Raw genomic sequence first — 24,569 nt, 5'->3', positions numbered from 1 at the left:
AAGGATCCCCGCCATGGACATGCGTCCGACCCAGACCGTCGATATCGTCTATATCGCTCTCTTCGCCGCGCTGACGGCCGCGCTCGCGATTTTTCCGCCGATCACGCTGCCGGTGATCGGGGTGCCGATCACCGCGCAATCAATGGGGCCGATGCTGGCCGGGGCCATTCTGGGCGCACGGCGCGGGGCGCTGGCGATTGTGCTTTTGCTCGCGCTCGTCGCCATCGGTCTGCCGATCCTTGCGGGCGGGCGCGGCGGGCTTGGTGTGTTTGCCGGGCCGACCGTGGGGTTCATGCTCGGCTGGGTTCCTGCGGCCTGGGTGACGGGGCTGCTGCATGAGCTGGGCTGGCGCAAGCTCACCGTCGTGAGCTCGTTCACGCATGCCGCGGTGGGCGGCATTGTCGTGCTTTACGCCATCGGCATTCCGGTGCTGGCCTTCCAGGCCGGGCTGACGCTGAAAGCCGCGGCGGTGGGCTCGATGGCGTTCATCCCGGGCGATTTGATCAAGGCGGCCTTGACCGCGGTGATCGCGATGTCTGTCAAGCGCGCCTGGCCGATCATCCGGCCGTCAGCCGAACATTCCGCATGAGGCAGGCCAGCAGGCCAGTTGCCGGTTGCGGCACGAACAGGCCGGGGCGCCGCGGCCCGGACCCCCGGAACGTTTGCGGCAAAGGCGCGCCCCTTCCCGGCACATGTGCCTACTGGGCCCCCCGTTTCGGGGGGCCCAAGCTACTTTACACAGCCATTCGCGCTTGACCCGGTGGCGCCACGGCGAGAAGAAGGCGCGGCAGTTTCAGGAGACGACATGAATCCGCTCAAACGTTTCGGCATCGACACTTACATGCTTCTTTTGATCGGCACGGTGGTGCTGGGGGTTGTGGTGCCAGCGCAGGGGATCGCCGCGGTCGGGCTCAAGAGCCTGACCTATTGGGCCGTGTCGCTGCTCTTTTTCCTCTACGGGCTCAAGCTCGATCCGCAATCGGTGCGCGCGGGGCTGCTGAACTGGCGGCTGCAGGGGCTGACCTTTCTGGCCACCTATGTCATGTTCCCGCTGCTCGGTCTGGCCTTGAGCCCCTTCGCCGAGCCGGTGCTCGGGCCAGAGGTGACGCTCGGCATCCTGTTTCTGGCGGTGCTGCCCTCGACCGTGCAATCCTCGATCGCCTTCACCGGCATTGCGGGGGGCAATGTGCCCGCCGCGATTTGCGCCGCCTCGTTGTCCAACCTCGTGGGGGTGGCGCTCACGCCGCTTCTGGTTGCGGTGATGCTGCACACCGGCGGCGGCGAGATCAATTTTGACGCCGTGATCCGTATCGGCACGCAAATTCTGTTGCCCTTCGTGCTGGGGCAGGCGCTGCGCCCGCTGATCGGCTTTTTCGTGGCGCGGCACCGGCGGCTGACGCTGCTGGTCGATCGCGGCTCGATCCTGCTGATCGTTTATTCGGCCTTCAGCGCGGGCACTGTCTCGGGCCTGTGGGAGGCGGTGCCGCCCGCGCGTCTGGGGGCGCTTTTCGGCGCGATCGTGGTGTTCCTCGCGATCAGCATGGGGCTGATGGTGGGCGCGGGGCGCCTGTTCGGCCTGCCGCGCGAAGACCGGGCGGCGCTGTTTTTTTGCGGCTCCACAAAAAGCATCGCCACCGGGTTGCCAATTGCCTCGGCGCTCTTTCCCGTTGCCGAGGTGGGCGCGATTGTGCTGCCCGCGATGATCTATCACATCACGCAATTGCTGATCTGTGCCTTTGTCTCTCAACGCGCGGCGCGGCAATTGCCCGAAGACGCCTGATCCGCGCCCTCGCGCGCAGCCGTGACTGGCAAGCGCGCGCGAATCGTGCTCCCATCACGGCGCGCAGCGATGAGGGAGGCAGAGATGCACAGGCGGGTTTTTCTCACGGCGATGGCCGCCGCGCTCGGGATCGGCCAGGCGCATGGCGCCGAGAGCGTGATCGACGATTTTTCCGGCCAGCCGGAGACGCGCTGGAAGTTTTACACCGATGCCGTGATGGGCGGTGTCTCGACCGGGGCGCTGGAGATGATCCGCGGCTCGCGCGGGGGCAGGGCGCGGATGACCGGCGAAGTCAGCACCGCGCATCAGGGCGGGTTCTTGCAGATGCGGCGCGCACTTGGCGCAGCGCCGGATGCGGCCACGCAGGGGGTCTGGCTTGAGGTGCGGGGCAATGGCGCGGAGTATTTCGTGCATCTGCACACCCGGCAGATGGTGTTTCCCTGGCAGTATTATCAGGCCCGGTTCGAGAGCGAAGGCCGATGGCGCAGGCTCCGGCTGCCGTTTGCGGCGTTTCACCCCTCCGGCCGGATGCTGCGCGCAACGCCGCGCCCGCAAGACCTGATTTCGGTGGCTCTGGTGGCGTATGGCCGCGATTACAGCGCGGATGTGGAGCTGCGTGCGATCGGGTTTTACTGAGCCGCAGGCCCGCGTTCGCACCCGCGTGCCGACGCGGATCGTTTGAAGAAGATTTGCCGCGACGGCGATTTGCCTGCGTCTGCCGGTCACATCAAAAAGGCGCTTGTTCTGCCGAGACTTGCCGCATATACGGGTCGACGGAGACGTGGCCGAGTGGTCGAAGGCACACCCCTGCTAAGGGTGCAGGCCCGGAAGGGTCTCGAGGGTTCGAATCCCTTCGTCTCCGCCACTTTCCCTGCCTCACGGATTTGCGATTAAAATCAGCGCCTTAGAGGAGGGGTGGTCGACCTTCCCACACATGCTTTCCATACATGTCTCCCACACATGTTGTGCCCCATCTCTTTGCCGTGAGAACGCCTGAAGACTTCAACAGATGCCTTCGTTTCGGGATGCCCTGAGCCACAGCACCGCACTGACGTTCTCGAAAGCAGGCTAAGAGCTGTAGGAGACATTGGCCGCACTGCCACGGGCTGAAAGACGCACCTGATGCCGTGACATCGCGCCCTTAGGTGTTTGATCTCACGGTTTGATGGTGTGATCCTTTCGCAGGAATGGAAGGATGCCCTATGGGACAAGTTCGTCACGGCAGCGCCACGACCACCTACGCCGTTAGAGCAGCAATACAGCGATCGCAAGCTTCGCTCGCGACGCTGAGCCGAGACCTGGGTATCAATCCCAAGACGGTTGCGAAGTGGCGGAAGCGCGCAACGGTCGAAGATATGAAGACCGGACCGTCCGAGCCGCGTTCCACCGTCCTCACCGAGGCTGAAGAGGCGATGGTCGTGGCGTTTCGGCGCCACACGCTGCTGCCGCTCGATGACGGCCTCTCTGCGCTTCAGCTATCCATTGCGCAGCTGACACGCTCAACGCTGCACCGCTGTCTGCAACGACATGGCATCTCGCGCCTGCCTGACGTCGAGGGCGACAAGCCGAAGCGGTCGAAGTTCAAACGCTACCCGATCTGCTTATTTCACATGGACATCGCCGAAGTGCAGACTGCTGAAGGAAAGCTCTTTCTTTTCGTTGGCATCGATCGCACGAGCAAGTTTGCCGTGACCCAACTCGTGGAGAAGGCTGACAGGAAGACAGCCTGGGAATTCCTGCAACACATGCTCGAGGCTGTGCCATACCAAGTCCATACCGTCCTCACTGACAACGGTATTCCCTTCGCTGAGCAGCCTCGGAACCGGAACACTGCTTATTCCCGCCCCATGCGTTTCGACAGGATCTGTGACGCCAACGGGATTGAGCACCGACTGACCAAGCCCAACCATCTATGGGCCAACGGGCAGGTCGAACGGATGAACCGCACCATCAAGGAGGCGACCGTCAAACGCTTCCATTCCGACAGCCATGATCAGTTGCGTACGCACCTTGCAGACTTCATCGCAGCTTACAACTTCGCGCGCAGGCTCAAGACCCTCAACGGGCTCACACCCTATGAATACATCTGCAAGATCTGGACTGCAGAGCCGGACAGATTCATCTTGAACCCGATCCACCAAATGCCAAGACTAAACAACTAGGCACCAGCATCTGCCGCTGCGGCTAAGCGGGCTGCGGTCGCAGCATTCCTGAGGAAGGTCGAGTGACCAGTATGGGCCGGCGTTACTCCGTCAGATCATCTAGACTCACGCCAAGCGCAGCGGCCAGCGCGCGCAATGTTGCGATCGAGCCCTGCTTTCGGCCGGTCTCGATCTCGGCAACGGTGACCCGCTTCACGCCCGATTTCTTGGCCAGCGCAGCTTGGGTCAGTCCGCGCAGATCGCGATAAACGCGCAAGGCACTTTCGCCATTCAACAGGCGGTCCGCATAGTCCGCCGGGATCAACTCGTCCTCTCCCGCCGCAAGCCGCGCCGTGGCGCGGTCATAGCTTTGCAGGTCGACCAGATCCTCCGCGGCAGCCCGCAGGCGATCATATTCTTCGCGCGGGATCGTCACCATCTCGTTCATCTCAAACCCCTTCAGCCGTAGACGCCGCCGCGCGGCCCGATATCGAGAATGGCCAGAACATTGCCCTGATCATCCATGATCACCCGCGGGTCCCCCACCCTCAGCCGAATACCCTCCCGGCCTTTCAAAGGCTTCACGTTATTGGCCTGCGAGCTTAGGTCTTGTGCATAGGCTTCGATCTTGGTGCGGATCAGCGCAGCGGTATTAGCGGGCATCCGCCGCAAGGCCTTGATCGAGGCTTTCGTGGTGCTGATCTGCCTCATGATGTAGCTTTACGCGACATTGCGCTTGGACAGCAGGCGTCGGCCGGGCAAAGGTCACAGATCAATCCCTTCCGACAGCGTCAGCGCGTCTTCCAGATCGACGCCCAGACACCGAACGGTGCTGTCCATCTTTGTGTGGCCCAGAAGCAGCTGCAGGGCGCGCAGATTTCCGGTCTTCTTGGTGATCTGCGCGACTTTCGTGCGCCGCATTGAATGTGTGCCATAGGCACTGGGCTCAAGCCCGATCGAAAGAACCCAGTCGCGCAAGATCCGGGCATATTGGCGCGTCGACAGGTGGGGGCTGTCGTGAACGCGACTGGGCCAGAGATATTCGCTGCCGATCATTTCGGGATCCTCGATCCACCGTTCCAGCGCCAAGCGCGTGGTCTCGGTGATCTCGAAGCGGACGGGTTTGTGGGTCTTGCTCTGGGTCACCGAGGCACGTTCCTTAACGTGACCGGCGGCATAGACGTCGTTCACCCTGAGGCCGACCAGATCACAGCCCCTGAGTTTGCTGTCGACGGCCATGTTGAACAGGGCAAGGTCGCGCCGATTGTCGGCCATTTCAAGCCGCACGCGGATGGACCAGACATGCTTCGGCTGCAGCGGAAGCTTTTGGCCGATGATGCGGCCCTTGTTCCACGGCGCGCGGGACGGGCAAGAGCGGGCAAGGTTTCGATGGTCATGAGGGTACTCCCCTCCGCCACGCCCACCACGTCCTCGGCTCCGCCGATCCGGAAGTGTAGCACCGATCCATCCGTCGTTTCGATCGATCAAGGGGGCGGGAAGCGGACTGCCGCAGCTTCCGCATCGCATCCGCAGAAAACCGCCATTGCAGTCGTTCGCTCACCCCAAGTGGAGCGATGTGATGGCGCAGGAGCTGCCTTTGCGGGGCTCCGGTGCCGAACGGTGCAGATCCACGTGCCCGGCCCTCTCCGGCCATTCATCAAGTCGCCTCTTGCTGCGACGCAGCTTCCACGATCCGGTCATCCGCCACCGTTTCCTTGTCCTTTACACCTCGACTGGGGCGCCGGTGATGCTGGATTACGCCTTCGGCGCGGTGGGCACGAGCGCGGGGACATTGGGGATCAGGCTCCGGCGCGGCACGACGACGATCTATGACAGCCGCGCCTATCTCGCGGGCAGTGTTGCGCCCTTTGCTGGCGGTGTGCTCGACGCACCCACCGCAACCGGCGCGCGCACCTACACGTTGGAGGTGCAAAACCCGTCGATGGTTGGCCTGATCGCAGAAAACCGCTCGCTGCGCGCGCTGGAGGTCAAGAAATGATCCGGGGCCTGATTTACGACGGGGCGACGGGCGAAGTGCTCCGCGCGATCACCTGCGCCGCCGCGGATCTCGCCGCCAATCTCCCCGGGGCGCCGCGTTTTGGGAAGGCGAGAGCGATGGCGCAGGCATCTGGTTCAAAGACGGCGCGCCCGTGGCGATGCCCGAGCGCGAGGCGCCGGGCCTGAGCGTCGACCCAACCGCGTGGGCCTGGGTGGACCGGCGCAGCGGGGCCGAGCTGGCGGCGGTGGCGCGGGCGAAACGTGATGCTCTCCTCACCGAAACTGCGCTGCTGCAACATCAAGTGGCACGCACTGCAGAACTTCGTGGCGCGCTACAAGCGCGACAAAATAACTTGTAACCCGACAAAATAACCCGTTACGACGGAGGTAATCCGGGAACAGCTGGGAACAGCCGGGAGAAGGCGGTAAGTAACCGAGATTGCGGCGCTTTTCCGGTGTGGCGACGGGGTGGGCGCAGCTGAACTTTGCACTCTTGACGGGCAGCAGGTCTCCCACAATAACCGCTCTGGGCCCGTATCCCGCGCACGCAGGTGCGTCTGCAACGCCTCACGAAACACACTAAAAGACCGATTTTACGGGCATTTTGCGATTCAGCGACGCGTTGGCCTTGCGGGTAACTTTGCACTTTTTGCGGCTATCGCGGATCAAGTACAAAGTTACGTTAAATCAATGCGTTGAGCCATTATCGCAGGTGACTTGGTCAGAACTTCCACGATCCGGCAGGCGAAGCGGGTAGAACTGCGAGCTATGCTCTGACCGCATATCCTTGCGGTGTCATCCCGTTGCGCCATCCTGCGGCGGCAAGGCCACTGTAGCGCGCCACGAAGTTCTGCAGTGCGTGCCACTTGATGTTGCAGCAGCGCAGTTTCGGTGACGCACTGTGACCTCACGCCATTGAACCTTTGTGATCCCCTTCAACACCCCATCATCCGCGCCCGGCGTCGAGGGTGGATCAGCCCGGCTGCGGGCCTCGAAGGCGCGCGGACGGGCTCTTGGTCGGGAGATCAGCGCCCGTGCCCCTCACTGCGTCGCCGGTGCGCGCAGGGAGGCCGCGATGGCCGCGGCCAGTCGCGCCGTGCCCTGCGCCGTGGGGTGAATGTGGTCGCGATAGAGAGCCGGACCCCAATCGGGGATCTGCGCGACGTGGTGCAGCGTGATCCTCTCGCCAAGGGCTTGCGCAAAAGGCGCAAAACCCGTCTCGAGCGCCGAGGCCCCCGGATCTGCCTCTGAAAGCTCGTCGCGCGTCGGATAGAGCCAGACATGGACATCGCAATCGCAGGCCCGGACCACTTCGGTCAGCGCCGCGACCGGATCGCGCGGCGGCACCTGCAGCTCGGGGGGCGTCGGATCGGGGTCGGGCTGGATCAGGGTTCTCTCGATCAGATAGGCCAGCGCCGAGACCGGATGCGCCCGCGGATGCGTGAGCGGGTTTGCCCAGGACGAGGGATCCCCGAAATCGGCACTGTTGAACACAAACACCAGGGTCTCGGTCGCCTCAAGGACATCGCGGTTGGCTGAAGCGCATAGAGGCAGTCATCGAGCGGCAGCAGCGTGTGGCGCCGAAACGCCACCACCATCGCCTCTTCAGCCTCGGTGAGGACGGTGGAACGCGGCTCGGATGGTCCGGTCTTCATATCATCGACCGTTGCGCGCTTCCGCCACTTCGCAACCGTCTTAGGATTGATACCCAGTTCTCGGCTCTACCCGCTTCGCCTGGCCAGATCGCGGAAGTTCTGCCCAGGGCACTTGCGATAATGGCTCAACATATTGATTTGACGTAACTTTGTGCTTGATCCGCGATAGCCGCAAAAAGTGCAAAGTTACCCGCAAGGCGAACGCGCCGCTGAACCGAAAAATGCCCGTAAAATCGGCCTTTTAGTGTGTTTCGTGAGGAGTTGCAGAAGCGCCTGAGTGCGCGGGATATGGGCCCAGAGCGGTTATTGTGGGATACCGGCTGCCCGTCACGAGTGCAAAGTTCAGCGGCGCCCCCACCCGCCAACGAACCAGAAAAGCGACGCAATCTCGGTTACTTACCGCCTGCTCCCGGCTGCTCCCGGATTACCTCGGTCGTACCGAGTTATTTTGTCGGGTTACAAGATGCCTTCGTTTCGGGATGCCTTGAGTGTCGCGCGCCACGAAGTTCTGCAGTGCGAGCCACTTGATGTTGCAGCAGCGCAGTTTCGGTGACGCACTGTGACCTCACGCCATTGAACCTTTGTGATCTCCCTCAACACCCTATCATCCGCGCCCGGCGTTAAAGGAGGCCAGAGGGTTGAGCAGCCCGGCTGCGGACCTCGAAGGCGCGCGGACGGGCTCTTGGTCGGGAGATCAGCGCCCGCGCCCCCTCATCGCGTCGCGCGCGCGCAGGGAGGCCGCGATGGCCGCGGCCAGTCGCGCCGTGCCCTGCGCCGTGGGGTGAATGTGGTCCCGATAGAGAGCCGGAGGCGGTATGCAGAACTGGATGCGCCCGTCGGTGATGAAGGAATGGCAGACGGTGCGGAGCCGTTTATCGGCTTATCGGCGGGCATGCCTCGCGCTCTTCAGGCCGCTTGCCGCGGTCCAATATACGCGCGATCTCGGCGTCAGCGTCGTCGAAGCGGACGCCCTGCACAAGGATCGAAGGCGTGAAAGTCGCAGTTTCGCCGGAGCTGTTCCAGCCCCAGCGCGGCCCTTCACCTTCACCGACCAAAACGCTGTGCGGCGCCGCGCCACGGCCAACACCTGAAGGCGGCGGCATGATCCGCGGGCAACTCACGCAACGCCGCAGATCTCTCCGCGGAAGGGGGATCACCTCAGGCCCTGGAGGATGCAGATCGCATTGGGCGTCTTTTGGGATATATTGGCCTTGACGTGATGGCGCGCCGCTTCGAGAAGGTCATGGCACCGAGCGCCGCAACAGGGATGGGCCGATGAAGTTTCACTTTCCGATCGTCATTATCGACGAGGATTTCAGGTCTGAAAACACCTCCGGCTTTGGCATCCGTGCCCTTGCCGAAGCCTTCGAAAACGAGGGGTTCGAGGTGCTGGGCGCGACGAGCTACGGCGACCTGTCGCAATTCGCGCAACAACAAAGCCGTGCGGCGGCCTTCGTCCTTTCCATCGACGATGAGGAATTTACCCCCGGCCCGGACCTTGATCCGGCGGTGCTGAACCTGCGCACCTTCATCGGCGAGGTCCGCTCCAAGAACGAAGACGTGCCGATCTATATCTATGGCGAGACCAAGACCTCGCGGCACCTGCCCAACGATGTTTTGCGCGAGCTGCACGGCTTCATTCATGCCTTTGAAGACACGCCCGAATTCGTCGCCCGCCACATCATCCGCGAAGCGAAGAACTATCTCGAGTACATCCAGCCGCCGTTCTTCCGGGCGCTTCTCGATTACGCCGAGGACGGCTCCTATTCGTGGCATTGCCCCGGGCATTCCGGCGGGGTCGCCTTCCTGAAATCGCCCATCGGGCAGATGTATCACCAGTTCTATGGGGAGAACATGCTGCGCGCCGATGTCTGCAATGCGGTCGAGGAGCTTGGCCAGCTGCTCGACCACAATGGTGCGATCGGAGAATCGGAAAAGAACGCAGCGCGGATCTTCAACGCCGATCACTGCTACTTTGTCACCAACGGCACCTCGACCTCCAACAAGATCGTCTGGCATCACAACGTGGCGCCCGGAGATGTGGTGATTGTTGACCGCAACTGCCACAAGTCGATCCTGCATGCCATCGTGATGATCGGCGCGATCCCGATCTTCCTGAAACCGACCCGCAACCACTGGGGCATCATCGGGCCGATCCAGCGCTCCGAATTTGCGCCCGAGGCGATCAAGGAGAAGATCCGCGCGCATCCGTTGCTTGAAGGGGTCGACCCCGAGACGGTGAAACCGCGCATCCTGACCCTGACGCAATCGACCTATGATGGCGTGCTTTACAACACCGAAGTGGTGAAGGAGATGCTCGACGGCTATGTCGAGACGCTGCATTTTGACGAGGCCTGGCTGCCGCATGCGGCCTTCCACCCCTTTTATGGCACCTATCACGCCATGGGGCGCAAACGCGGGCGGATGAAGCACTCTGTCACCTATGCCACGCAATCGGTGCACAAGCTGCTCGCCGGTATCAGTCAGGCCAGCCACATTCTTGTGCAGGACAGCGGTGAGACCAAGCTCGACCGGCATCTCTTCAACGAATCCTACCTCATGCACACCTCCACGAGCCCGCAATATTCGATCATCGCAAGCTGCGATGTCGCGGCGGCCATGATGGAGCCTCCGGGGGGCACGGCACTGGTCGGGGAGAGCCTCGCTGAGGCGCTCGATTTCCGCCGCGCGATGCGGCAGGTGGACGAAGAATACGGCAATGACTGGTGGTTCAAGGTCTGGGGGCCGGACGCGCTGGCCGAGGAAGGCATCGGCCGCGCCAAGGACTGGGAGCTGAAGAAGACCGACAGCGAGGCGGTGGAAAGCTCCGGTCAGGACGCATGGCACGGCTTTGGCGACATGGCGCGCGGTTTCAACATGCTCGACCCGATCAAGGCCACGATCATCACGCCGGGCCTGAACATCGACGGGCGGTTCGAAGAGAGCGGTATCCCGGCCTCCATCGTCTCGAAATATCTCGCCGAACATGGCGTGGTGGTGGAAAAGACCGGGCTCTACAGCTTCTTCATCATGTTCACCATCGGCATCACCAAGGGCCGCTGGAACACGCTTCTGGCCGCGCTGCAGCAGTGCAAGGACGATTACGACCGCAACCAGCCGCTTTGGCGCGTGATGCCCGAATTTTGCGCCAAGCAGCCCCGCTACGAGCGCATGGGGCTGCGCGATCTCTCCCAGCATGTGCATGAGCTTTATGCCAAATATGATGTGGCACGGCTCTCGACCGATATCTATCTGGGCGACAATTATCCCGCGATGTCGCCCACCGAGGCGTTTTCCCATATCGCGCGGCGCAAGACCGAGCGGGTGCCGATCGACGCGCTCGAGGGCCGCGTGACCACAAGCCTCGTGACCCCTTACCCCCCCGGCATCCCGCTGCTGATCCCGGGGGAGGTGTTCAGCAAGGAGATCGTGGATTACCTGCGGTTCAACCGCGAATTCTCCCGCGAATGCCCGGGCTTCGAGACCGACATTCATGGTCTGGTGCAGGAGAAGGGGGAAAACGGCGAGATCTGCTACTTCTCGGACTGTGTCGCGGAGTAGGGCGAAAGCGCCCAGCCGGAGCCTCCGGCCGGGCGTCGCAGCGGGTGCCGTCTCGACGCTCGGAGAGCCGCGCCAGAGGTTCGGCTGGCGCGGCTCTCCGGCTATTGGGCGAGCCCGGCGGCACAGGCGCGCAACAGGGCCCGGCGCAGGACGCGACCGGCCGGTCAGGGCCGGGAGTGGCGTTGCGCCTGCCGCCTGAGCATTTCGGTCGAAGTGTCGCCTCAGATTTTTTCGCCAAAATCGGGCGGCTTGGGCCTGAGTCGGTCGGGCCTCAAAACTTGATCGGAATGATTGGTCGGAACTTGGTCGGAGGGGTCTGGGGCATTTCCCGTAACCCGCTGATATTGCTTCAATTTTCAGGAAGTTTCACGGCTTGGTGGAGCCAAGGGGAGGAGTAACCAAATCACCTTCGCGCCCTTTTTCTATTGATATTCAGGGCTTTGCGGGGCATGGATTGGTCAGCATGCGTTGGTCAGCATGGGATTTGGAGCGGTCATGGCGGGCATCAGTGATAAGGGCGGAGAGCGCCTGTTGAAGCTCAAGGGGAATACTTGGTGGTTTCGCCGTCAGGTGCCCAAAGCGGCCCGTTCGGCGCTCGATAGAGACTGGCTTCTGGTGAATTTGCAGACCTCCGAAGTGGTGCGTGCAAAGCGCCTGCGGGATGACCTCGAAGCTGCAACGAACCTGCAGTTCCGGCAGATCGCCTTGGGGACCAGAACCGCCCTTGAGTTGCCCGGTTTCGCGCCCGTGAAGCTGGCCCCTTCGGCTGCGGAGCGTGGGGCTTTGTCGCGTGCTGCACTTGCGGAGGCCTTTGACGAGGAGGAGGCCGAGTTGATCGCCTTTGCAGCTGAGGTGGAGTCCGATGCCCTCAAGCCTTCGCAGCGACAAGGCTTCGACGACGCCTATGCTGGGCGGGTCGATGTTGACCACCACCTGAACGAGTACCTCGCCAAGGCGGGCCTTGCCGCGAAGACAGTGAATGAGCGGCGCGGGTTGATCGGACGGTTCGCCCAATGGTGCCGCGAAAAGCGGGTGAAGCTCGACCGGGTCGATAGGCGCAGCGCTGGGCAGTACGTTTCCGAGGTCATCGACCCGATGCACCCGGCCACGCAGACCAAGCACCTGAGCGCGCTGCGTTCTTACTGGAAGTTCTTGGCGCAGCGCGGGCACGTCACGCTGCCGTCCGGTGTCACCCTCGACATGGGATGGCCTTGGAACGGCCAACAGATCGAGAAGCGCGGCAAGCGGGTCGAGCGTGGTTCCCGGCAAGAAACCGAGCGCCCCTTCACCGATGACGAAGTGGCGGCGTTGCTCGACAAGCCTTTCCCCCTGAATGCCGAATTTGAAGAGTTGATGCGTGATGTGCTGAAAGTCAGCCTGCTGTCGGGCATGCGGCAGGCGGAGGCTTTGACGCTCTGGGTCGAGGAGGTGCGCGAGGGTGAAAGCGGCGCTGGGCTGGTCTTCGACATTCAGCAAGGCAAGACCGACGCAGCGGCCCGCAAGGTGCCCGTTCACCCCGACCTCATGGAAATCGTTGAACGCCGCCGACGGGGCAAGGGGGGAAAGGAATGGCTGTTCCACGAACTCGCCGACCAACCCAACCCCGGCGACACCTACGGCAAGCGCTTCAAGCGGTGGCGTGAGGCGGTAGGCGTGGATGACAAACGGGAAGGGGTGCGGCGGTCGCTGGTCAATTTCCACTCTGCCCGTCGCTGGTTCGCCACCAAGGCCGACCGGGCGGGCATCCGGGAAGCTGTCATCAAGGACGTGATCGGCCACGTTCCCGACAAGAAGAACGTCACCCGCGCGTCCTACATCGCGGCCTCGTCAGGGGAGCAGATGCGGGAATGCGTGGAGGCCGTGAAGGTGGGTTAGGTAGTCCACGCCACAGTAAAAATCGTCAGCAAGACAGACGCGATCTATTCGATCGGATTTCTTTCTATATCAAGAGAAGGCGCATGAACTTTTCGTCTGGTTCCATCTGATTTATGAAGCGACTCATGTTGTCTCCAAATTCATACGATTTTTTTGTCCAATCTGAGCCGTGAGTTTCAAAGTCTTTGATCAGTTCTTCCTGCGGTTTATCCATTTTTTGCAAAAATGATGCATAGCCGGAAGATAGGTCATCGCGAATGGTGCGGAGGTCACCCGATCTTGCATTCTCTGCGACAGAGTCAATCCGCTGAAGAGGAGAAAGCTTAACCATGTCCAAAATATCAGAGGTGACCACGGTGCCATTGACTGAGAACGCATTCAACATGTAGATTATTGCGGAGTAGCAGGTTAGCATTCTGCTATGTTTTAGTTTAAGGTTCTTTATGCCAGATTTTGCGGAAACGGTTCGTTTTTTGCGGCTGAATTCGTAATTGACGCAGAATGTGCGCCACAGGCGCAAGATGTCATTGCACAAAAAGGCAGGAATGAAGCTATCGGAGTGATCGGGATAATCTTGAAAATATGCCGCTATGATTTCTTCAATGAGTTCATCAAATACTTTGTCTCCCGCAAGTGGGCGCCCCTCGAGGAACATCAATAGGCGCCCAGTCAAAGTATTCCTGTAGTCATCTTCAGGCCCGCCTAGGTGACTGACAAAGTCACATATGGGATGGCATGCAAGATATTTTCCATCGCCGTCAAAATCTGGAAGATTGAGGGCGCGGACAGCATTGATTAAGTCTGCCTTGATTAGGATTTGATCTAGATTCGACAAGAGGCTGACTTGCGTTCCATCGCGCTTCTTTTCGACTTTGGCTACGATGAAAAGATCGAGGTCACTTTGAGACCCGGCCTCTAGACGGCCATAGGAGCCTGTCGCATACACGCAAGCATTTCCTGCGAGGCGCTCTTCAATGTTCTCAAGTAACGCCTTCAATGCGGTGAAATTTTTTTCTGAGAAGGCGCGCCGTTCATCCAAGTAGCTCAACTTGACCTCCATTCGAATATGTTAGCGAAAATCTCGGCTTGCTCAATTGCATCGTCGAGTGCATTGTGAGAGTGTGATAGGCTAGATTGAAGCCTCCATGGAAGATTTGACCTGCCCGAGTTTGAAACCGACCGCCCTAGCTTTACTGAAAGAGCTGTTTTAATATCGAAACAGCGCGAGTGACCAAATGGGGACCCCTTCGGGCAAAATCTGGAAAAATACCAAAACATCCAAGACCAGTCGAAGCTAAGTGGGTAAGCTACGAAAACTGGACTTCCCTTTCCTGAAACTGCTTGTACCCAATCATAGGCCTCAAGCATTGCAACTTCGGGTTTTTGTCCATTTTCAATCAACTTACTTCGGTCGAAGCCATTTACCTCAAGAGCTGCTTGGTCGTATTCTTCGGAGATTGGTTTTAGCTCTTTGTATAGCGAAATCTTGTAGTCTTTGGGACGTTCAAACTTGCTGCCATCGAATGTTCCAGCCAAAACCAAGGCGAACGAGAGCATCGAGTTATACCCGGGAATTGCTCCATCAGTCTCGATGTCTGCAGAAAAATAGACATCAACGCTCTTATCCATAGGTTCGTCCGCTTGTGGTTCGGTGACAGCAAGAGTTGATCAAGGGGTCGATCTTGCTTCGCTTTTATGCGCTTTTCGCACGTTCAACGTTCTTAGACAACCACGAAGGGGCATCGGATGAAAAAGTGGTCAATTCTTTTTGTTGTTTAAATACATTTGGTTAGCTGGCGCGCGTGTGAGTCTTGCGCTGCGAATAGGCCGATTGCGCATCTCTCAGTAGAGTTGTGAGGAAGACTTACCGATGCTCTTGGTTTCAACGACTGCGCGGCGCGGCGGCCTTCCGCTCGTCGAGCAGACTTGAGCTACTTTCTGAGAACTCTGCAAGGGGCGCTCTCAATCCGCCGGGGAGGCGCGCGCCGACCACGTCGCCGCCCCTATCAACGAGAGTGGCCTGTGCAAACTGATCATGCGCGGCGATAGGACCGAGGCCAAGCCCTTCCACGATTGGGCGACCCGCGAGGTGCAGCCCGCCATGCACAAGACGGGGGCTTATGCCAAGGTCGGAATATTCCACCGCAGATTTCTGAGACCCCGAGATAGATATCTACTGCCCGCGCATCCCCCGGTGGGATGGGTGCTATCCGCTGCGGTGCCGTTGAAGGCATCCCCGCCGCGCCATATCCCCGATGCGGAGATCGTCGAGGACACCCCAGCCCAACCTTCGGGCACCCCTGCGTTTGCCTTCAAGGGCCAGAAGGTGCGCGTGGTGATGTGCGAAGGGGTGCCCCTCCCTCTACGACTTCCACGGCCACAGCATCCGCGTGGACACCCGGCGCCCCGTGCTTCGTTGCGGCTGACGTGGGCAAGGCATTGGGTCTCTCCCAGCCTGCACAATCAATGGCCCTCCAAAACATCAACATTCGTGAAGTTCAAAACTATCGTGTGCCGGGGACCAAGGGGCGCCCGAACAAGATCATCACCGAGGCAGGCACTTACGACCTCGTCTTCCAAAGTCGGGGGCCCGAGGCTAAGCCTTCCGCGATTGGGTCACCGCGAAGTGCCGCCTACCATCCGCAAAGACGGGGGCTTCGAAATATTCCACCGCAGATTTCTGTGACTCGGAGATAGATACCTGACGCCCACACGTGTCCCCCGTTGGGGTGTCCCCGCCGAGGAGATCAAGCCTATCGCCGTGCCTGCGTGCATGGTGGCCGTGGTCCCGTGAACATGTGTCATCGACGGGCTGGCCACGGTGGCGGAGATCTCCGACGACATAGCAGAACAGGGACTGATGGCGGGGAACCTCCACGCTTCCCCTGAGGGCTGACCGTTGGGGGCCGCAGGATGCGCAAGAGCAACGCTCTCCCTCAAGCCCACCTCTCAATGACACCTCGACCTCGGGATGACTCCGAGGCCAACACCTCCTCCTTGGTCTCCCTCGGCGCAGCCGGATGATCGACGACCGAACGGGCCAGCTGATGTTGGGCCGCATCCTGCGCGGGACCATCAGGCCACCTTCCGGGGCACCTCTGCCTCGGCTCCACGCCGCCGAGCCCCCCTCCCACCACCTTCATCACCACAGACGCCTGACTAGCATTGCAAGGGGGGGTGCGAAACGCCCCCTCCTTACCGTCTCCGGGTCTGTGGAGATGCCACCGGAAAGGCAGGCAAGGCTGGCGGAGTACAAGGCCCAGTTTGCTTTGCCTCACAAGCGCAGGCGTAACGCTGAGGCCGACGCCCCCTGCACAGCGAGGGACAGGCCTTCGACATCGGCGCCACAGATCGAGGACCATGCCCAGCGCCCTAACGGCCCCGGCGGGGAAACCTGCCGGGGTGCGTGAGGGTGATGCACAGGGTGCGCCTGTGGGCCACGCTGGAGCACCTTTGCGGTGGCGTTAGGGTGTATTTGCGGTGGCCTAGAGATGCGACTCACGGGGCAGCCTGAGGGCGCTGGCGAGCCTTCCAAGACGTCGTCGGGGCGAGATGTTTGGGGCTGATCATCTTCGCGGGGGTGCCAATCTGTTAAGGCCTCGCGGGGACCGTTTGGGCGGCGTTTGCGAGCACCTGAACGGGGGCACCACCTGTACCACCCTGACATGGCCAATTTGGACACCCTGTGCGCTTCTGAGGGGATGGGCCTTCGGTCTCTCGCTGCGCACACCTCGGTCAGTGGCCACCTCGCACAGCGGGCAATCGGATGCGATCTAGCGTGAGTCGCGGATGCGCCTGCGGCGTCGGGAAGTAAGCTGAACGATTCTTGGCAGCCGTCAAATGTTGGTCAGCATGGTCAGCGACATTCCGTAAGTCACTGATTTTACATGTGCTTTTGGGGGATTGGACGGCTTGGTGGAGCTGAGGGGGATCGAACCCCTGACCTCATCATTGCGAACGATGCGCTCTCCCAACTGAGCTACAGCCCCTCGCCGTGTGGGGGTGTTTCGCCCATGGCGAGGGTATTGTCAAGCGGCTCTCAAGCCCCCGCATCGCAATTTTTGCGTTTTTTTGCCGCCGTCTTCGCAGAGGCTGTTTCAGGGGCCAACCCCGAGTTTGTCACGCACAAAAGCAACCAGATCAGCGGCAGGGCGCGCCCCTGCCGCGCGGGCGCGCTCGCGCCCTTTCGCAAACAGAATGAAGGCCGGAATGCCTTGAATCCCATAGCGTTGCGCGGCTGCAGGATGGCTCTGAGTGTCGATCTTGGCTAGCCGCACCTCGCCCGCGAGCCTCCCCGCCGCGGCCTGAAACTGTGGCGCCATCTGCCGGCAGGGGCCGCACCACGGGGCCCAGAAATCGACAAGAAGCGGCGTGTCATCCTGAGCGGCCTTGCGCAAGGTGTCAGCATCGATCGCAGTGACTTTCGCGCCCATCAAATCGGCGCCGCAAACCCCGCATTTCGGGCCTGCGGCGAGCTTGCCCGCGGGCACCCGGTTCGCCTGCCCGCAAGAAAGGCAGGTCACGCGCAACCCTTCCGCCATATTGGCCTCCTTGATATTCGTGTTGTGGAATATATGGGGGCAAGGCGCGAAGGCAAGGGTCAGTCCGCCGGGGGCAGGGCCTCTCCCATCGCGGCACGCCAGTGGCGACGGCAAAGCGAGACATAGGTCTCATTGCCGCCGATCTGCACCTGCGCGCCATCATGCAGCGCGGCCCCGTCGGGGCCGAGCCGCACCACCATCGTCGCCTTTTTGCCGCAATGGCAGATCGTGCGCACTTCGCGCATTTCATCGGCCAGTGCCAGAAGCGCCGCCGAGCCCGGAAAGAGTTGGCCACGAAAATCCACGCGCAGCCCGTAACACATCACGGGCACGCGCAGATCATCCACCGCACGCGCGAGCTGCCAGACCTGCGCCTCAGAAAGAAATTGTGCTTCATCAACAAAAATACATGCGCAGGGGCCGCAAGCCAGCCGATCCTTGATCATTTCGAACATATCGGTGGTTTCGGTGAAACAGAGCGCCGCCGCGCCGATCCCGATCCGGCTCGCGATCTGCCCGGGCCCGGCGCGCTCGTCCAGCCGCGCCGTGACGAGCAGCGTTTGCATGCCGCGTTCGACATAGTTGTGCGACGCCTGCAAGAGAATCGTGCTCTTGCCGGCATTCATCGTCGAGTAGTGGAAATAAAGCTTGGCCATGGCGCCTTTTGCGCCAGGGCCGGAGCGCATGCAAGCGTGCCGTTCAGTGGCCGCGCTGTGCCCGGGTCGGGCGTTTGGGCATGGCCGCGCCGCCCGTTCCCGATTGCGGTTTGCGCCGCGCCCCCCCGCGCTTGCCCTCGGGCTTTGGCGTGGCCGCCTTCGCCTCGGGCGCCGCGGGTTTCGGGCCGCGTCCGCGATGCGGTTTTTTGGCGCCGCCGCGGGGCTGTTGACCGGGCGCGGGACGGGTGCCGCCCTCGGCATGCGGCTCGCCGCCAACCACCGGAATCCGGGCGCCCATTGCCGCTTCGATCGCGCGCAGCTCGCTCATCTCCAGCGGGCCGCAAAACGCCACGGCGCGCCCATCACGGCCGGCCCGCGCGGTGCGCCCGATCCGGTGCACGTAGTTCTCGGGCACGTTCGGCAGATCATAGTTGTAGACATGGGCGACCTGCGGAATATCGAGCCCGCGCGCGGCGACATCGGTTGCCACAAGGAGTTGCACTTCGCCCGCGCGGAACGAGGCGAGCGCCCGCTCGCGCTGCCCCTGGCTTTTGTTGCCATGGATTGCGGTAACAGAAAAACCCCATTTTTCCATGAGCTTGGCGAGTTTGTCGGAGCCGTGCTTGGTGCGGTTGAACACCACGGCAAGTTCGCCCGGATGGCGCGAGACATATTCGGCAAGCAGCGCCGCTTTCTCGCCCTGCGTGGTAAAATGGACGCCCTGATCGATTTTTTCGGCGGCCTTGCCGGGGGGGGCCACCTCGATCCGCGCCGGGTCCGTGAGGTAGCTCGCGGCCAGTTCCTCCATCAGTTTCGGCATCGTGGCCGAAAACAGCAGCGTCTGGCGCTTGGCGGGGATCAGCGTCGCGATGCGGCGCAGCGCATGGATGAAGCCGATGTCGAGCATCTGGTCTGCCTCGTCGAGGACGAGATATTTGGTCTCGCTCAGCACCACGGCGCGGCGTTCGATCAGGTCGATCAGGCGGCCGGGAGTGGCGATCAGGACATCACAGCCTTTCAGCAACCGCTCCGCCTGCAGGTTGAGCGAGGCCCCGCCAACGACGCGTTGAATGCGCACCGGCGCATCTTTCGCATAGGCCGCGAGGTTGTCGTGGATCTGGCTTGCCAGTTCGCGCGTGGGGGCAAGCACCAGAGCGCGCACGGTTTTGGGCGCCGGGCGTTTGCCATAGGCGATGATGCGGGTGAGCATCGGCAGGCCAAAGGCCGCCGTTTTGCCGGTTCCGGTCTGCGCGAGGCCAAGGATATCGCGACCGCGCACGATATGCGGAATGGCGCGGGCCTGGATCGGCGTCGGCTTGATCAGGCCAAGGCCCTCAAGATTTTGCAGCAGCATCGGCGCAAGGCCGAGATTTTCAAAGGTTTCCAAATGTTTGTCTTTCAGATTGCGCAGGGCGCAAAGGGTCAGGCCCCTGGGGCGCAGGGGCAGGCGGGCGGGCGGTGCAATCCCTGCACCCGGCCCCCCGCGTGAATGTGAGGCCATTGCTCCGGTTCGGGCGCTTCGGTCAGGAAGGCGCGGCTGCTCACGCGGCAGCGAACACGGAATAGGCCGCAGTTGGGGCCTTCCGGCGTGAAAGTCAAGGGAAACTGGACAATCCGCGCGATTCAGGCGCGATCTGCAGTGTCCATCCAGATCGTGACAGGGCCATCGTTGACGAGGCTCACCGCCATGTCGGCGCCAAATTCCCCATTTGCGACCGGCAGGCCCAATTCTCGCAAAAAGTTGGAAAAGTGCAGGTAGAGGTGATTGCCCTCTTCGGGTGGCGCGGCGCTGGAAAAGCCCGGACGGTTGCCGCGCGCGGTATCTGCGGCGAGCGTGAACTGGCTCACGACAAGGCAGGCGCCCCCGATATCGGTGACAGAGCGGTTCATCTTCCCGGCGCCATCCTTGAAGATCCGCAGCTTGGTGATGCGGGCGGCGAGTTTTTCCGCCTCGGCCTCCGTGTCGCCCTGCATGGCGCAGACGAGGATCAGGAGCCCTTGCCCGATCTCTCCGGTAACACGTTCGTCCACCTCTACTTTTGCGCGGGACACGCGCTGAATGAGGGCTCTCATGATAGCTCCTTTGCCCAAGGCGGGTTTGCCCCCGCACGCGAGACGGTGACCGCGGCCGCGGCGTTTCCGAGGCGCAGGCAGGCGCTCAAAAGCGCAGGATCGGCAGCCGCCAGAGCGGCCTTTGTGAGGGCACCGGCGCGTTCGAGTGCGGCGAGAACGCCTGCGTTGAATGTGTCTCCCGCGCCGACGGTATCCACGACGGTGATTTCGCGCGAAGGTTCGAAAAGGGAAAGGCCCGCCGTAAAGGCATGTGCCCCTTTTGCGCCTTGGGTGACGAACAGAAGCTTTGCGCCGCGGCGCAGGATCTGGCGCGCTTGCGCCTCAAGGGGCCCCGGTCCTTCCAGCCAGAGCAGATCCTCGTCCGAGAGCTTGACGATATCGGCCTGCGCCATCATGCGCGCGAGCCGGGCCCGATAGGCGGGGGCATCGGAGATAAAGCCGGGGCGGATATTGGGGTCGATCATCACGAGGCGATGGTCCGCCTCACGCAGCATCAAGGCTTCATACGCCGCGCCGCAGGGTTCGGCGGGAAGTGAAATGCCACCGAAAAAGAGCGCGCGCACGCTCCGGGGCAGGGCGGGCATTTGCGCGGGCGCAAGCATCCTGCCGGCGGTGTTTTCGTCATAAAACGCGTAGCGAGCATGGCCCTCGACAAGCTGGACGAAAGCAAGCGTGGTGGGGCGATCCGAGCGGATCGCGAGCGTTGTATCAACACCGGAGGCCGCCAGCGTTGTCATCAGTTGCACACCGAAGAGATCAGTGGAGATGCCGGACAAAAACCCTGCGGGCGCCCCCAAACGGCCGAGCGCAATCGCGGTATTGAAAACCGCGCCGCCTGCATGGGGGGCAAACATCGGCGCACCGTCGGGGCCGACCCGCGGCAGCATGTCGATCAGCGCCTCGCCACAACTCAGGATCATCGCATCCCCCCGGTTTGCGTGAGACATAGCCGCTGGCAGGGCAGGGCGCAATCGCTCAGCCTTGCTGCAGGTTGCCGACCCAGACAAGCCCGCCGATCACCAGCGCGGCGAGCACAACCGCGAAGGCGATTTTCCAGGCAGACCAGGGCCTGTCGCCGCGCACCTGGCCGGTTTGTGCATTGACAACAAAGCGGTAGGAGCGGCCACGGTATTTGTAAGCGGCGGTCCAGACCGGCAGCAGCACATGTTTGAAGGTTTCCGCCTCGAACTCCGTGTCGATCATGCCAACGCGTTGCTCATCGCCGCCGATGGCGCGCCGCACATCGCTCTCGATCACGCGGGCCATCTCTGCTCGGCCTTCCCGGTGCCCGTCGGCCAGTGCGACCGTATAGCCCTCGGCCTCGAAACCGGAAAGGTAATCGGGCGCGTAGGGGGTGAGCGCCGAGAGGTCCCAAGGGTGCAGCGCGCGCAGATAGGCCGGGGGGAGCGAGCGTGCCGCGTAAATCAGCACGTCATCGAAATCGCGCGCGACGCGGCCCGAAACGGAACTCCAGCGGATGCGCCGCTCTTGCTCGGTTCGGGTTTGCCATTTGCCATCGACCTGAACCCGCACCTCCTTGCTGACGTAATAGGCATCGCCCCGTTGACCGGTATAGGCGCTGTGCGTTGCGGCATCGAAGGTCCAGAACGGCGCATAGATCCCGGTCATCTTGCGGCCTCGGCGCGCATATTGCACGAGCCCGTTCGGCGCGAACCAGAGCCTGCCAAGCCAGATGCCGACAGCGGCGCGCGCCTCTGCCTCGGTCAAGGCAAAGGGCACCAGACCTTGCGGCTTGATCCGTCGGTTCAGGCCGCTGTCGGCCACAACCGGAGTAGCACAAAACGGACATTCAGAGGCGTGAACCGCGCCTTTCATCTCAATTTCTGCGGCGCAATTCGGACATTTTAGCGTTCGAACGTCTTCTGTTTCCGCTTCGGGGAGGTGCGCCGCGAGCCCCTCGGCGAGTGCGATCTCGCGCAGCCCGGAGCGGCCACGCCCTAGCGCGCGGGGGATCTCCTGCTCATGGCCGCAATGGTCACAGACCAGCATTTCACGCCCGGGGGCAAATCGCAGATCCGCGCCGCAAGCCTCACAGGGATAATGGCGCTCCGCAGCGGGCGGGGCCTTGCGGCCGATCTTGGGGACCACGGTCATTCTCTCCTCCATCCGTCCATGGCGCAAACCGCTGCCGGGTCGATCAGGGCCGGCGTGCTCTGGCTCAGAGCGGCGGCGGGGGCGGCGGCGGCGCAATGGTGAAAAGCTGTGCCAGCTCCGTGATCTCGCCTGCGGGCTTCCAGCCGTCTTGCCCCGCCGACCAGACGAGGGTTTCGCGGCTGAAGCTGCCCTCGCTCACCATCCGCCCCAGATGGCCGCGCCCATAGGGGCCGAGAGTCTGGCCGTTCACAGCCAGGTGCCAGACCTTTTCAACCGGCGGCGGCGGAGGGGGCGGCGGCGCGACGGCTTGCGTGGCCGCCGGAGCGGGGGCCCCCCAGGGGCCGGGCGCCATGCCAAGCCCCATGCCGGCCCCCATCCCTGCGGCAAGGCCGGCGCCGACGGTTGCCCCGAGTGTTGCCCCCGCGGCGGAGCCCGGCTGGGCAAGCGCCTGGGCGGCGTTGAACTGCATGAAGCGGCTGAGATCTCCCACTACGCCCATCGAGGTGCGCTGGTCGAGAACCGCTTCGACGGCCTCTGGCAAGCTGATGTTTTCGATATAAAATTCGGGGATCGAAAGGCCATAGGCCGCAACCAGCGGAGCAATTGCCTGCACCACGAGCGTGCCAAGGTCCGCGGTATTCGCCGCCATGTCGAGCACCGGCACCCCGGCGCTGGCCAGCACGCGCGAAAATTCCTGCACGATCACATTGCGGATCTGGAAGCTGATCTCGTCGGCGGTGAACTCCCCGTCCGTGCCGACGATCTCGGCCATGAATTTGGCGGGGTCGGTGATGCGGATCACATAGCTGCCAAAAGCGCGCAGCCGCACCGGGCCAAACTCCGGGTCACGACAGATCACCGGATTTTTGGTGCCCCATTTCTGATCGGTGAACCGGGTGGTGTTGAGGAAATAGATCTCGGATTTGAACGGCGAGCGGAAGCCATGGTCCCAGTGCTGCAGCGTTGTCAGCACCGGCATGTTGTTGGTTTCAAGCATGTAGAGCCCGGGGCCGAACACATCGGCAATCTGGCCCTCATGCACGAAGACCGCCGCTTGCCCCTCGCGCACGGTGAGCTTGGCGCCATATTTGATCGCATGGCCCTCGCGCTCAAAACGCCAGACCATCGTGTCGCGGGTGTCGTCCGTCCAGTGGATGACGTCGATGAATTCGCCGGCGAGAAAGTCAAAAATGCCCATGCGAAAAGCCTCCTAGCTGCCGCCCGTCAATTCGGTGGCGATCCGTGTGATGATCGGGCGCGCTTCTTGCTCGGTCATGCCGGGAGAGAGGCGCGGGTCGTAAAGCATGCGCAGCAACAGCTCGTCATGGCGGGTGAGCAGCGCGAATTCCTCATCGTCGTTGAAGATCGAGGGGCGGGCGTGAGGGTAATCATTGGCAAGCCCCATGCCCTGCGCCAGTTCCTCATGAATGCAGGAGCGGCGCAAAAGCGACGGATGCTCGGCGCGGATCACCGCCACCGCGCGCGAATAGGCGGGCGAATGGCCCTCCGAGAAAGCAAAGACGACGCAGAAAGTCGAGGGCGCGAGATTGGTGATCGCATTGACCGAGACCGGGTCGATGCCGGGCACCAGCCGTTGCAGACGGGGCCCCAGCGCGCGTCGTTCGTCTTCGTTGACGACCAGCACGGTGTAGTTGCCGCCCTCGGGCACGGCGGAGACCGGATGGCCCGTGGCCTGGGCCAGCCGTCCGGCAAAGGCGGCGATCTCGGCGCGGTCTGCTTCGCGCGTGGCGCTGGGCACCGAGGCGCCGAATTCCACCGCGAGCCGCACCGGAACCTCCCAGCGGCGCAGCCGCGAGGGGGCGGCTTTCGCCACATAGGTGCCGCCAAACTCGGAATATTCGTCGTAAAGCGCGATCTGGATGAAATTTTCGATCAGCTGATGCGTCGCAAAAGGGGCATCGCGTGGTGCGATATCGGTGCGCAACAGGCCCCTTCCTTTGAGCGTTTCCTCGATCTGGCGGTAATAGGCCTCCATCGCGAGACTGTCGGCGCTGCGCGGCGCCACAGTCTCCGGCTGCACCATCGGCGCGGGGCTGGGGCGGGGCGAGCGGGCAAGACCTCGCTCCTCGAAAGGTGTGCCGATGCAGCCTGAAAGCGCAAGGCAGAGAAAGGCTGTGCCCGCAGGGCCGAGACTGCGCCCGGGTATGTGCATC

The 24,569-nt window shown here is 62.3% G+C and carries 23 protein-coding genes, 2 tRNA genes and 2 pseudogenes; 11 read left to right on the top strand and 16 right to left on the bottom strand.

The window, feature by feature from the left end; translation table 11 throughout:
* Nucleotides 1–19 precede the first annotated feature (19 nt).
* The 5 genes from ACFSM0_RS05345 (at nt 20) to ACFSM0_RS05325 (ending at nt 3,942) form a co-directional block, all read left to right on the top strand.
* Nucleotides 20–589, top strand: coding sequence for a biotin transporter BioY (locus ACFSM0_RS05345; RefSeq protein WP_377388919.1), 570 nt, complete (start codon nt 20–22; stop codon nt 587–589).
* A 216-nt stretch (nt 590–805) separates the two neighbouring features.
* Nucleotides 806–1,780, top strand: a complete 975-nt coding sequence (locus ACFSM0_RS05340; RefSeq protein ID WP_377388077.1) for a bile acid:sodium symporter family protein — start codon at nt 806–808, stop codon at nt 1,778–1,780.
* 84 nt (nt 1,781–1,864) lie between these two features.
* A complete protein-coding gene (locus ACFSM0_RS05335) occupies nt 1,865–2,416 on the top strand; it encodes a CIA30 family protein (protein ID WP_377388075.1) in 552 nt (183 codons plus the stop codon).
* 139 nt (nt 2,417–2,555) lie between these two features.
* Nucleotides 2,556–2,645, top strand: a tRNA-Ser gene (locus tag ACFSM0_RS05330).
* A gap of 337 nt (nt 2,646–2,982) precedes the next feature.
* Nucleotides 2,983–3,942 (top strand): IS481 family transposase, encoded by a 960-nt coding sequence (locus ACFSM0_RS05325; protein WP_377388073.1) that lies wholly within the window; start codon nt 2,983–2,985, stop codon nt 3,940–3,942.
* 82 nt (nt 3,943–4,024) lie between these two features.
* Here ACFSM0_RS05325 and ACFSM0_RS05320 read toward each other — a convergent pair whose 3' ends face one another.
* Genes ACFSM0_RS05320 through ACFSM0_RS05310 form a run of 3 tightly spaced genes read right to left on the bottom strand, consistent with a single transcriptional unit; the run spans nt 4,025 to nt 5,196 of the window.
* Nucleotides 4,025–4,369: a helix-turn-helix transcriptional regulator gene (locus ACFSM0_RS05320; protein WP_377388071.1), complete on the bottom strand. Its 345-nt coding sequence runs from the start codon at nt 4,367–4,369 to the stop codon at nt 4,025–4,027.
* Nucleotides 4,370–4,380: 11 nt separating this feature from the next.
* Nucleotides 4,381–4,632: a type II toxin-antitoxin system RelE family toxin gene (locus tag ACFSM0_RS05315; RefSeq protein ID WP_377388069.1), complete on the bottom strand. Its 252-nt coding sequence runs from the start codon at nt 4,630–4,632 to the stop codon at nt 4,381–4,383.
* A gap of 54 nt (nt 4,633–4,686) precedes the next feature.
* Complete coding sequence (locus ACFSM0_RS05310; protein WP_377388067.1) at nt 4,687–5,196, bottom strand: tyrosine-type recombinase/integrase; 510 nt, start codon at nt 5,194–5,196, stop codon at nt 4,687–4,689.
* 394 nt (nt 5,197–5,590) lie between these two features.
* Here ACFSM0_RS05310 and ACFSM0_RS05305 point away from each other — a divergent pair, with 394 nt between their 5' ends.
* Nucleotides 5,591–5,920 (top strand): hypothetical protein, encoded by a 330-nt coding sequence (locus ACFSM0_RS05305; protein ID WP_377388066.1) that lies wholly within the window; start codon nt 5,591–5,593, stop codon nt 5,918–5,920.
* 1,040 nt (nt 5,921–6,960) lie between these two features.
* Here ACFSM0_RS05305 and ACFSM0_RS05300 read toward each other — a convergent pair.
* Entirely contained in the window at nt 6,961–7,419 is a 459-nt protein-coding gene (locus ACFSM0_RS05300; RefSeq protein WP_377388065.1) for a hypothetical protein, read from the bottom strand.
* Nucleotides 7,420–7,430: 11 nt separating this feature from the next.
* Nucleotides 7,431–7,640, bottom strand: a pseudogene (locus ACFSM0_RS05295) (IS481 family transposase); the annotation flags it as partial.
* 749 nt (nt 7,641–8,389) lie between these two features.
* On the opposite strand from ACFSM0_RS05295, the gene ACFSM0_RS05290 reads away from it, so the two are divergent.
* The 3 genes from ACFSM0_RS05290 (at nt 8,390) to ACFSM0_RS05280 (ending at nt 13,010) form a co-directional block, all read left to right on the top strand.
* Nucleotides 8,390–8,665, top strand: a complete 276-nt coding sequence (locus tag ACFSM0_RS05290; protein WP_377388063.1) for a hypothetical protein — start codon at nt 8,390–8,392, stop codon at nt 8,663–8,665.
* A gap of 184 nt (nt 8,666–8,849) precedes the next feature.
* Nucleotides 8,850–11,135 carry an Orn/Lys/Arg family decarboxylase gene (locus ACFSM0_RS05285; protein ID WP_377388061.1) on the top strand — a complete coding sequence of 762 codons (2,286 nt, stop codon included), beginning with the start codon at nt 8,850–8,852 and terminating at the stop codon, nt 11,133–11,135.
* A 495-nt stretch (nt 11,136–11,630) separates the two neighbouring features.
* Entirely contained in the window at nt 11,631–13,010 is a 1,380-nt protein-coding gene (locus tag ACFSM0_RS05280; RefSeq protein ID WP_377388059.1) for a tyrosine-type recombinase/integrase, read from the top strand.
* 64 nt (nt 13,011–13,074) lie between these two features.
* On the opposite strand, the gene ACFSM0_RS05275 is transcribed toward ACFSM0_RS05280, so the two are convergent.
* Both ACFSM0_RS05275 and ACFSM0_RS05270 read right to left on the bottom strand, forming a co-directional pair.
* Entirely contained in the window at nt 13,075–14,058 is a 984-nt protein-coding gene (locus ACFSM0_RS05275) for a nucleotidyltransferase domain-containing protein (RefSeq protein ID WP_377388057.1), read from the bottom strand.
* Nucleotides 14,055–14,639 (bottom strand): 3'-5' exonuclease, encoded by a 585-nt coding sequence (locus ACFSM0_RS05270; RefSeq protein ID WP_377388055.1) that lies wholly within the window; start codon nt 14,637–14,639, stop codon nt 14,055–14,057. Before ACFSM0_RS05270 ends, ACFSM0_RS05275 begins: the two co-directional genes overlap by 4 nt.
* Nucleotides 14,640–15,015: 376 nt before the next feature.
* Here ACFSM0_RS05270 and ACFSM0_RS05265 point away from each other — a divergent pair.
* Together ACFSM0_RS05265 and ACFSM0_RS05260 are read left to right on the top strand one after the other, a co-directional pair.
* Nucleotides 15,016–15,096 (top strand): annotated as a pseudogene (locus ACFSM0_RS05265) (hypothetical protein); the annotation flags it as partial.
* 113 nt (nt 15,097–15,209) lie between these two features.
* Nucleotides 15,210–15,707: a BRO-N domain-containing protein gene (locus ACFSM0_RS05260; protein WP_377388053.1), complete on the top strand. Its 498-nt coding sequence runs from the start codon at nt 15,210–15,212 to the stop codon at nt 15,705–15,707.
* 1,216 nt (nt 15,708–16,923) lie between these two features.
* Here ACFSM0_RS05260 and ACFSM0_RS05255 read toward each other — a convergent pair.
* From ACFSM0_RS05255 to ACFSM0_RS05215, 9 genes are all read right to left on the bottom strand, one after another.
* Nucleotides 16,924–16,999, bottom strand: a tRNA-Ala gene (locus ACFSM0_RS05255).
* Nucleotides 17,000–17,107: 108 nt separating this feature from the next.
* Nucleotides 17,108–17,551, bottom strand: coding sequence for a thioredoxin domain-containing protein (locus tag ACFSM0_RS05250; RefSeq protein ID WP_377388051.1), 444 nt, complete (start codon nt 17,549–17,551; stop codon nt 17,108–17,110).
* A 59-nt stretch (nt 17,552–17,610) separates the two neighbouring features.
* A complete protein-coding gene (locus ACFSM0_RS05245) occupies nt 17,611–18,207 on the bottom strand; it encodes a thymidine kinase (protein WP_377388049.1) in 597 nt (198 codons plus the stop codon).
* A gap of 43 nt (nt 18,208–18,250) precedes the next feature.
* Nucleotides 18,251–19,594 carry a DEAD/DEAH box helicase gene (locus tag ACFSM0_RS05240; protein ID WP_377388047.1) on the bottom strand — a complete coding sequence of 448 codons (1,344 nt, stop codon included), beginning with the start codon at nt 19,592–19,594 and terminating at the stop codon, nt 18,251–18,253.
* Nucleotides 19,595–19,830: 236 nt separating this feature from the next.
* Entirely contained in the window at nt 19,831–20,280 is a 450-nt protein-coding gene (gene dtd, locus ACFSM0_RS05235; RefSeq protein ID WP_377388045.1) for a D-aminoacyl-tRNA deacylase, read from the bottom strand.
* Nucleotides 20,277–21,200 carry a carbohydrate kinase family protein gene (locus ACFSM0_RS05230; protein WP_377388043.1) on the bottom strand — a complete coding sequence of 308 codons (924 nt, stop codon included), beginning with the start codon at nt 21,198–21,200 and terminating at the stop codon, nt 20,277–20,279. The genes dtd and ACFSM0_RS05230 overlap by 4 nt, the downstream gene beginning before the upstream one ends.
* Nucleotides 21,201–21,255: 55 nt before the next feature.
* Nucleotides 21,256–22,395, bottom strand: a complete 1,140-nt coding sequence (locus ACFSM0_RS05225) for a TFIIB-type zinc ribbon-containing protein (RefSeq protein WP_377388041.1) — start codon at nt 22,393–22,395, stop codon at nt 21,256–21,258.
* Between the two features lie 64 nt (nt 22,396–22,459).
* On the bottom strand, nt 22,460–23,593 hold the full coding sequence (locus ACFSM0_RS05220) for an SPFH domain-containing protein (RefSeq protein WP_377388039.1): 1,134 nt from the start codon (nt 23,591–23,593) through the stop codon (nt 22,460–22,462).
* 12 nt (nt 23,594–23,605) lie between these two features.
* Nucleotides 23,606–24,568 carry a DUF2927 domain-containing protein gene (locus ACFSM0_RS05215; protein WP_377388037.1) on the bottom strand — a complete coding sequence of 321 codons (963 nt, stop codon included), beginning with the start codon at nt 24,566–24,568 and terminating at the stop codon, nt 23,606–23,608.
* Nucleotide 24,569: the final 1 nt, after the last annotated feature.

The sequence above is a fragment of the Rhodobacter lacus genome (genome assembly GCF_042683065.1).
Taxonomy (GTDB): Bacteria; Pseudomonadota; Alphaproteobacteria; order Rhodobacterales; family Rhodobacteraceae; genus Rhodobacter; species Rhodobacter lacus.
The sequence above is the reverse complement of the archived record's forward strand: the minus strand, read 5'-3'. Positions and strand labels throughout refer to the sequence as shown.

Coding starts and splice junctions, on each gene's coding strand:
- ACFSM0_RS05310 (WP_377388067.1), bottom strand. CDS start 5,196: ATGGCCGACAATCGGCGCGACCTTGCCCTGTTCAACATGGCCGTCGAC.
- ACFSM0_RS05250 (WP_377388051.1), bottom strand. CDS start 17,551: ATGGCGGAAGGGTTGCGCGTGACCTGCCTTTCTTGCGGGCAGGCGAAC.
- ACFSM0_RS05285 (WP_377388061.1), top strand. CDS start 8,850: ATGAAGTTTCACTTTCCGATCGTCATTATCGACGAGGATTTCAGGTCT.
- ACFSM0_RS05290 (WP_377388063.1), top strand. CDS start 8,390: ATGCAGAACTGGATGCGCCCGTCGGTGATGAAGGAATGGCAGACGGTG.
- ACFSM0_RS05215 (WP_377388037.1), bottom strand. CDS start 24,568: ATGCACATACCCGGGCGCAGTCTCGGCCCTGCGGGCACAGCCTTTCTC.
- ACFSM0_RS05245 (WP_377388049.1), bottom strand. CDS start 18,207: ATGGCCAAGCTTTATTTCCACTACTCGACGATGAATGCCGGCAAGAGC.
- ACFSM0_RS05320 (WP_377388071.1), bottom strand. CDS start 4,369: ATGAACGAGATGGTGACGATCCCGCGCGAAGAATATGATCGCCTGCGG.
- ACFSM0_RS05325 (WP_377388073.1), top strand. CDS start 2,983: ATGGGACAAGTTCGTCACGGCAGCGCCACGACCACCTACGCCGTTAGA.
- ACFSM0_RS05220 (WP_377388039.1), bottom strand. CDS start 23,593: ATGGGCATTTTTGACTTTCTCGCCGGCGAATTCATCGACGTCATCCAC.
- ACFSM0_RS05260 (WP_377388053.1), top strand. CDS start 15,210: ATGGGTGCTATCCGCTGCGGTGCCGTTGAAGGCATCCCCGCCGCGCCA.
- ACFSM0_RS05230 (WP_377388043.1), bottom strand. CDS start 21,200: ATGATCCTGAGTTGTGGCGAGGCGCTGATCGACATGCTGCCGCGGGTC.
- ACFSM0_RS05270 (WP_377388055.1), bottom strand. CDS start 14,639: ATGGATAAGAGCGTTGATGTCTATTTTTCTGCAGACATCGAGACTGAT.
- ACFSM0_RS05340 (WP_377388077.1), top strand. CDS start 806: ATGAATCCGCTCAAACGTTTCGGCATCGACACTTACATGCTTCTTTTG.
- ACFSM0_RS05225 (WP_377388041.1), bottom strand. CDS start 22,395: ATGACCGTGGTCCCCAAGATCGGCCGCAAGGCCCCGCCCGCTGCGGAG.
- ACFSM0_RS05280 (WP_377388059.1), top strand. CDS start 11,631: ATGGCGGGCATCAGTGATAAGGGCGGAGAGCGCCTGTTGAAGCTCAAG.
- ACFSM0_RS05315 (WP_377388069.1), bottom strand. CDS start 4,632: ATGAGGCAGATCAGCACCACGAAAGCCTCGATCAAGGCCTTGCGGCGG.
- ACFSM0_RS05345 (WP_377388919.1), top strand. CDS start 20: ATGCGTCCGACCCAGACCGTCGATATCGTCTATATCGCTCTCTTCGCC.
- ACFSM0_RS05335 (WP_377388075.1), top strand. CDS start 1,865: ATGCACAGGCGGGTTTTTCTCACGGCGATGGCCGCCGCGCTCGGGATC.
- dtd (WP_377388045.1), bottom strand. CDS start 20,280: ATGAGAGCCCTCATTCAGCGCGTGTCCCGCGCAAAAGTAGAGGTGGAC.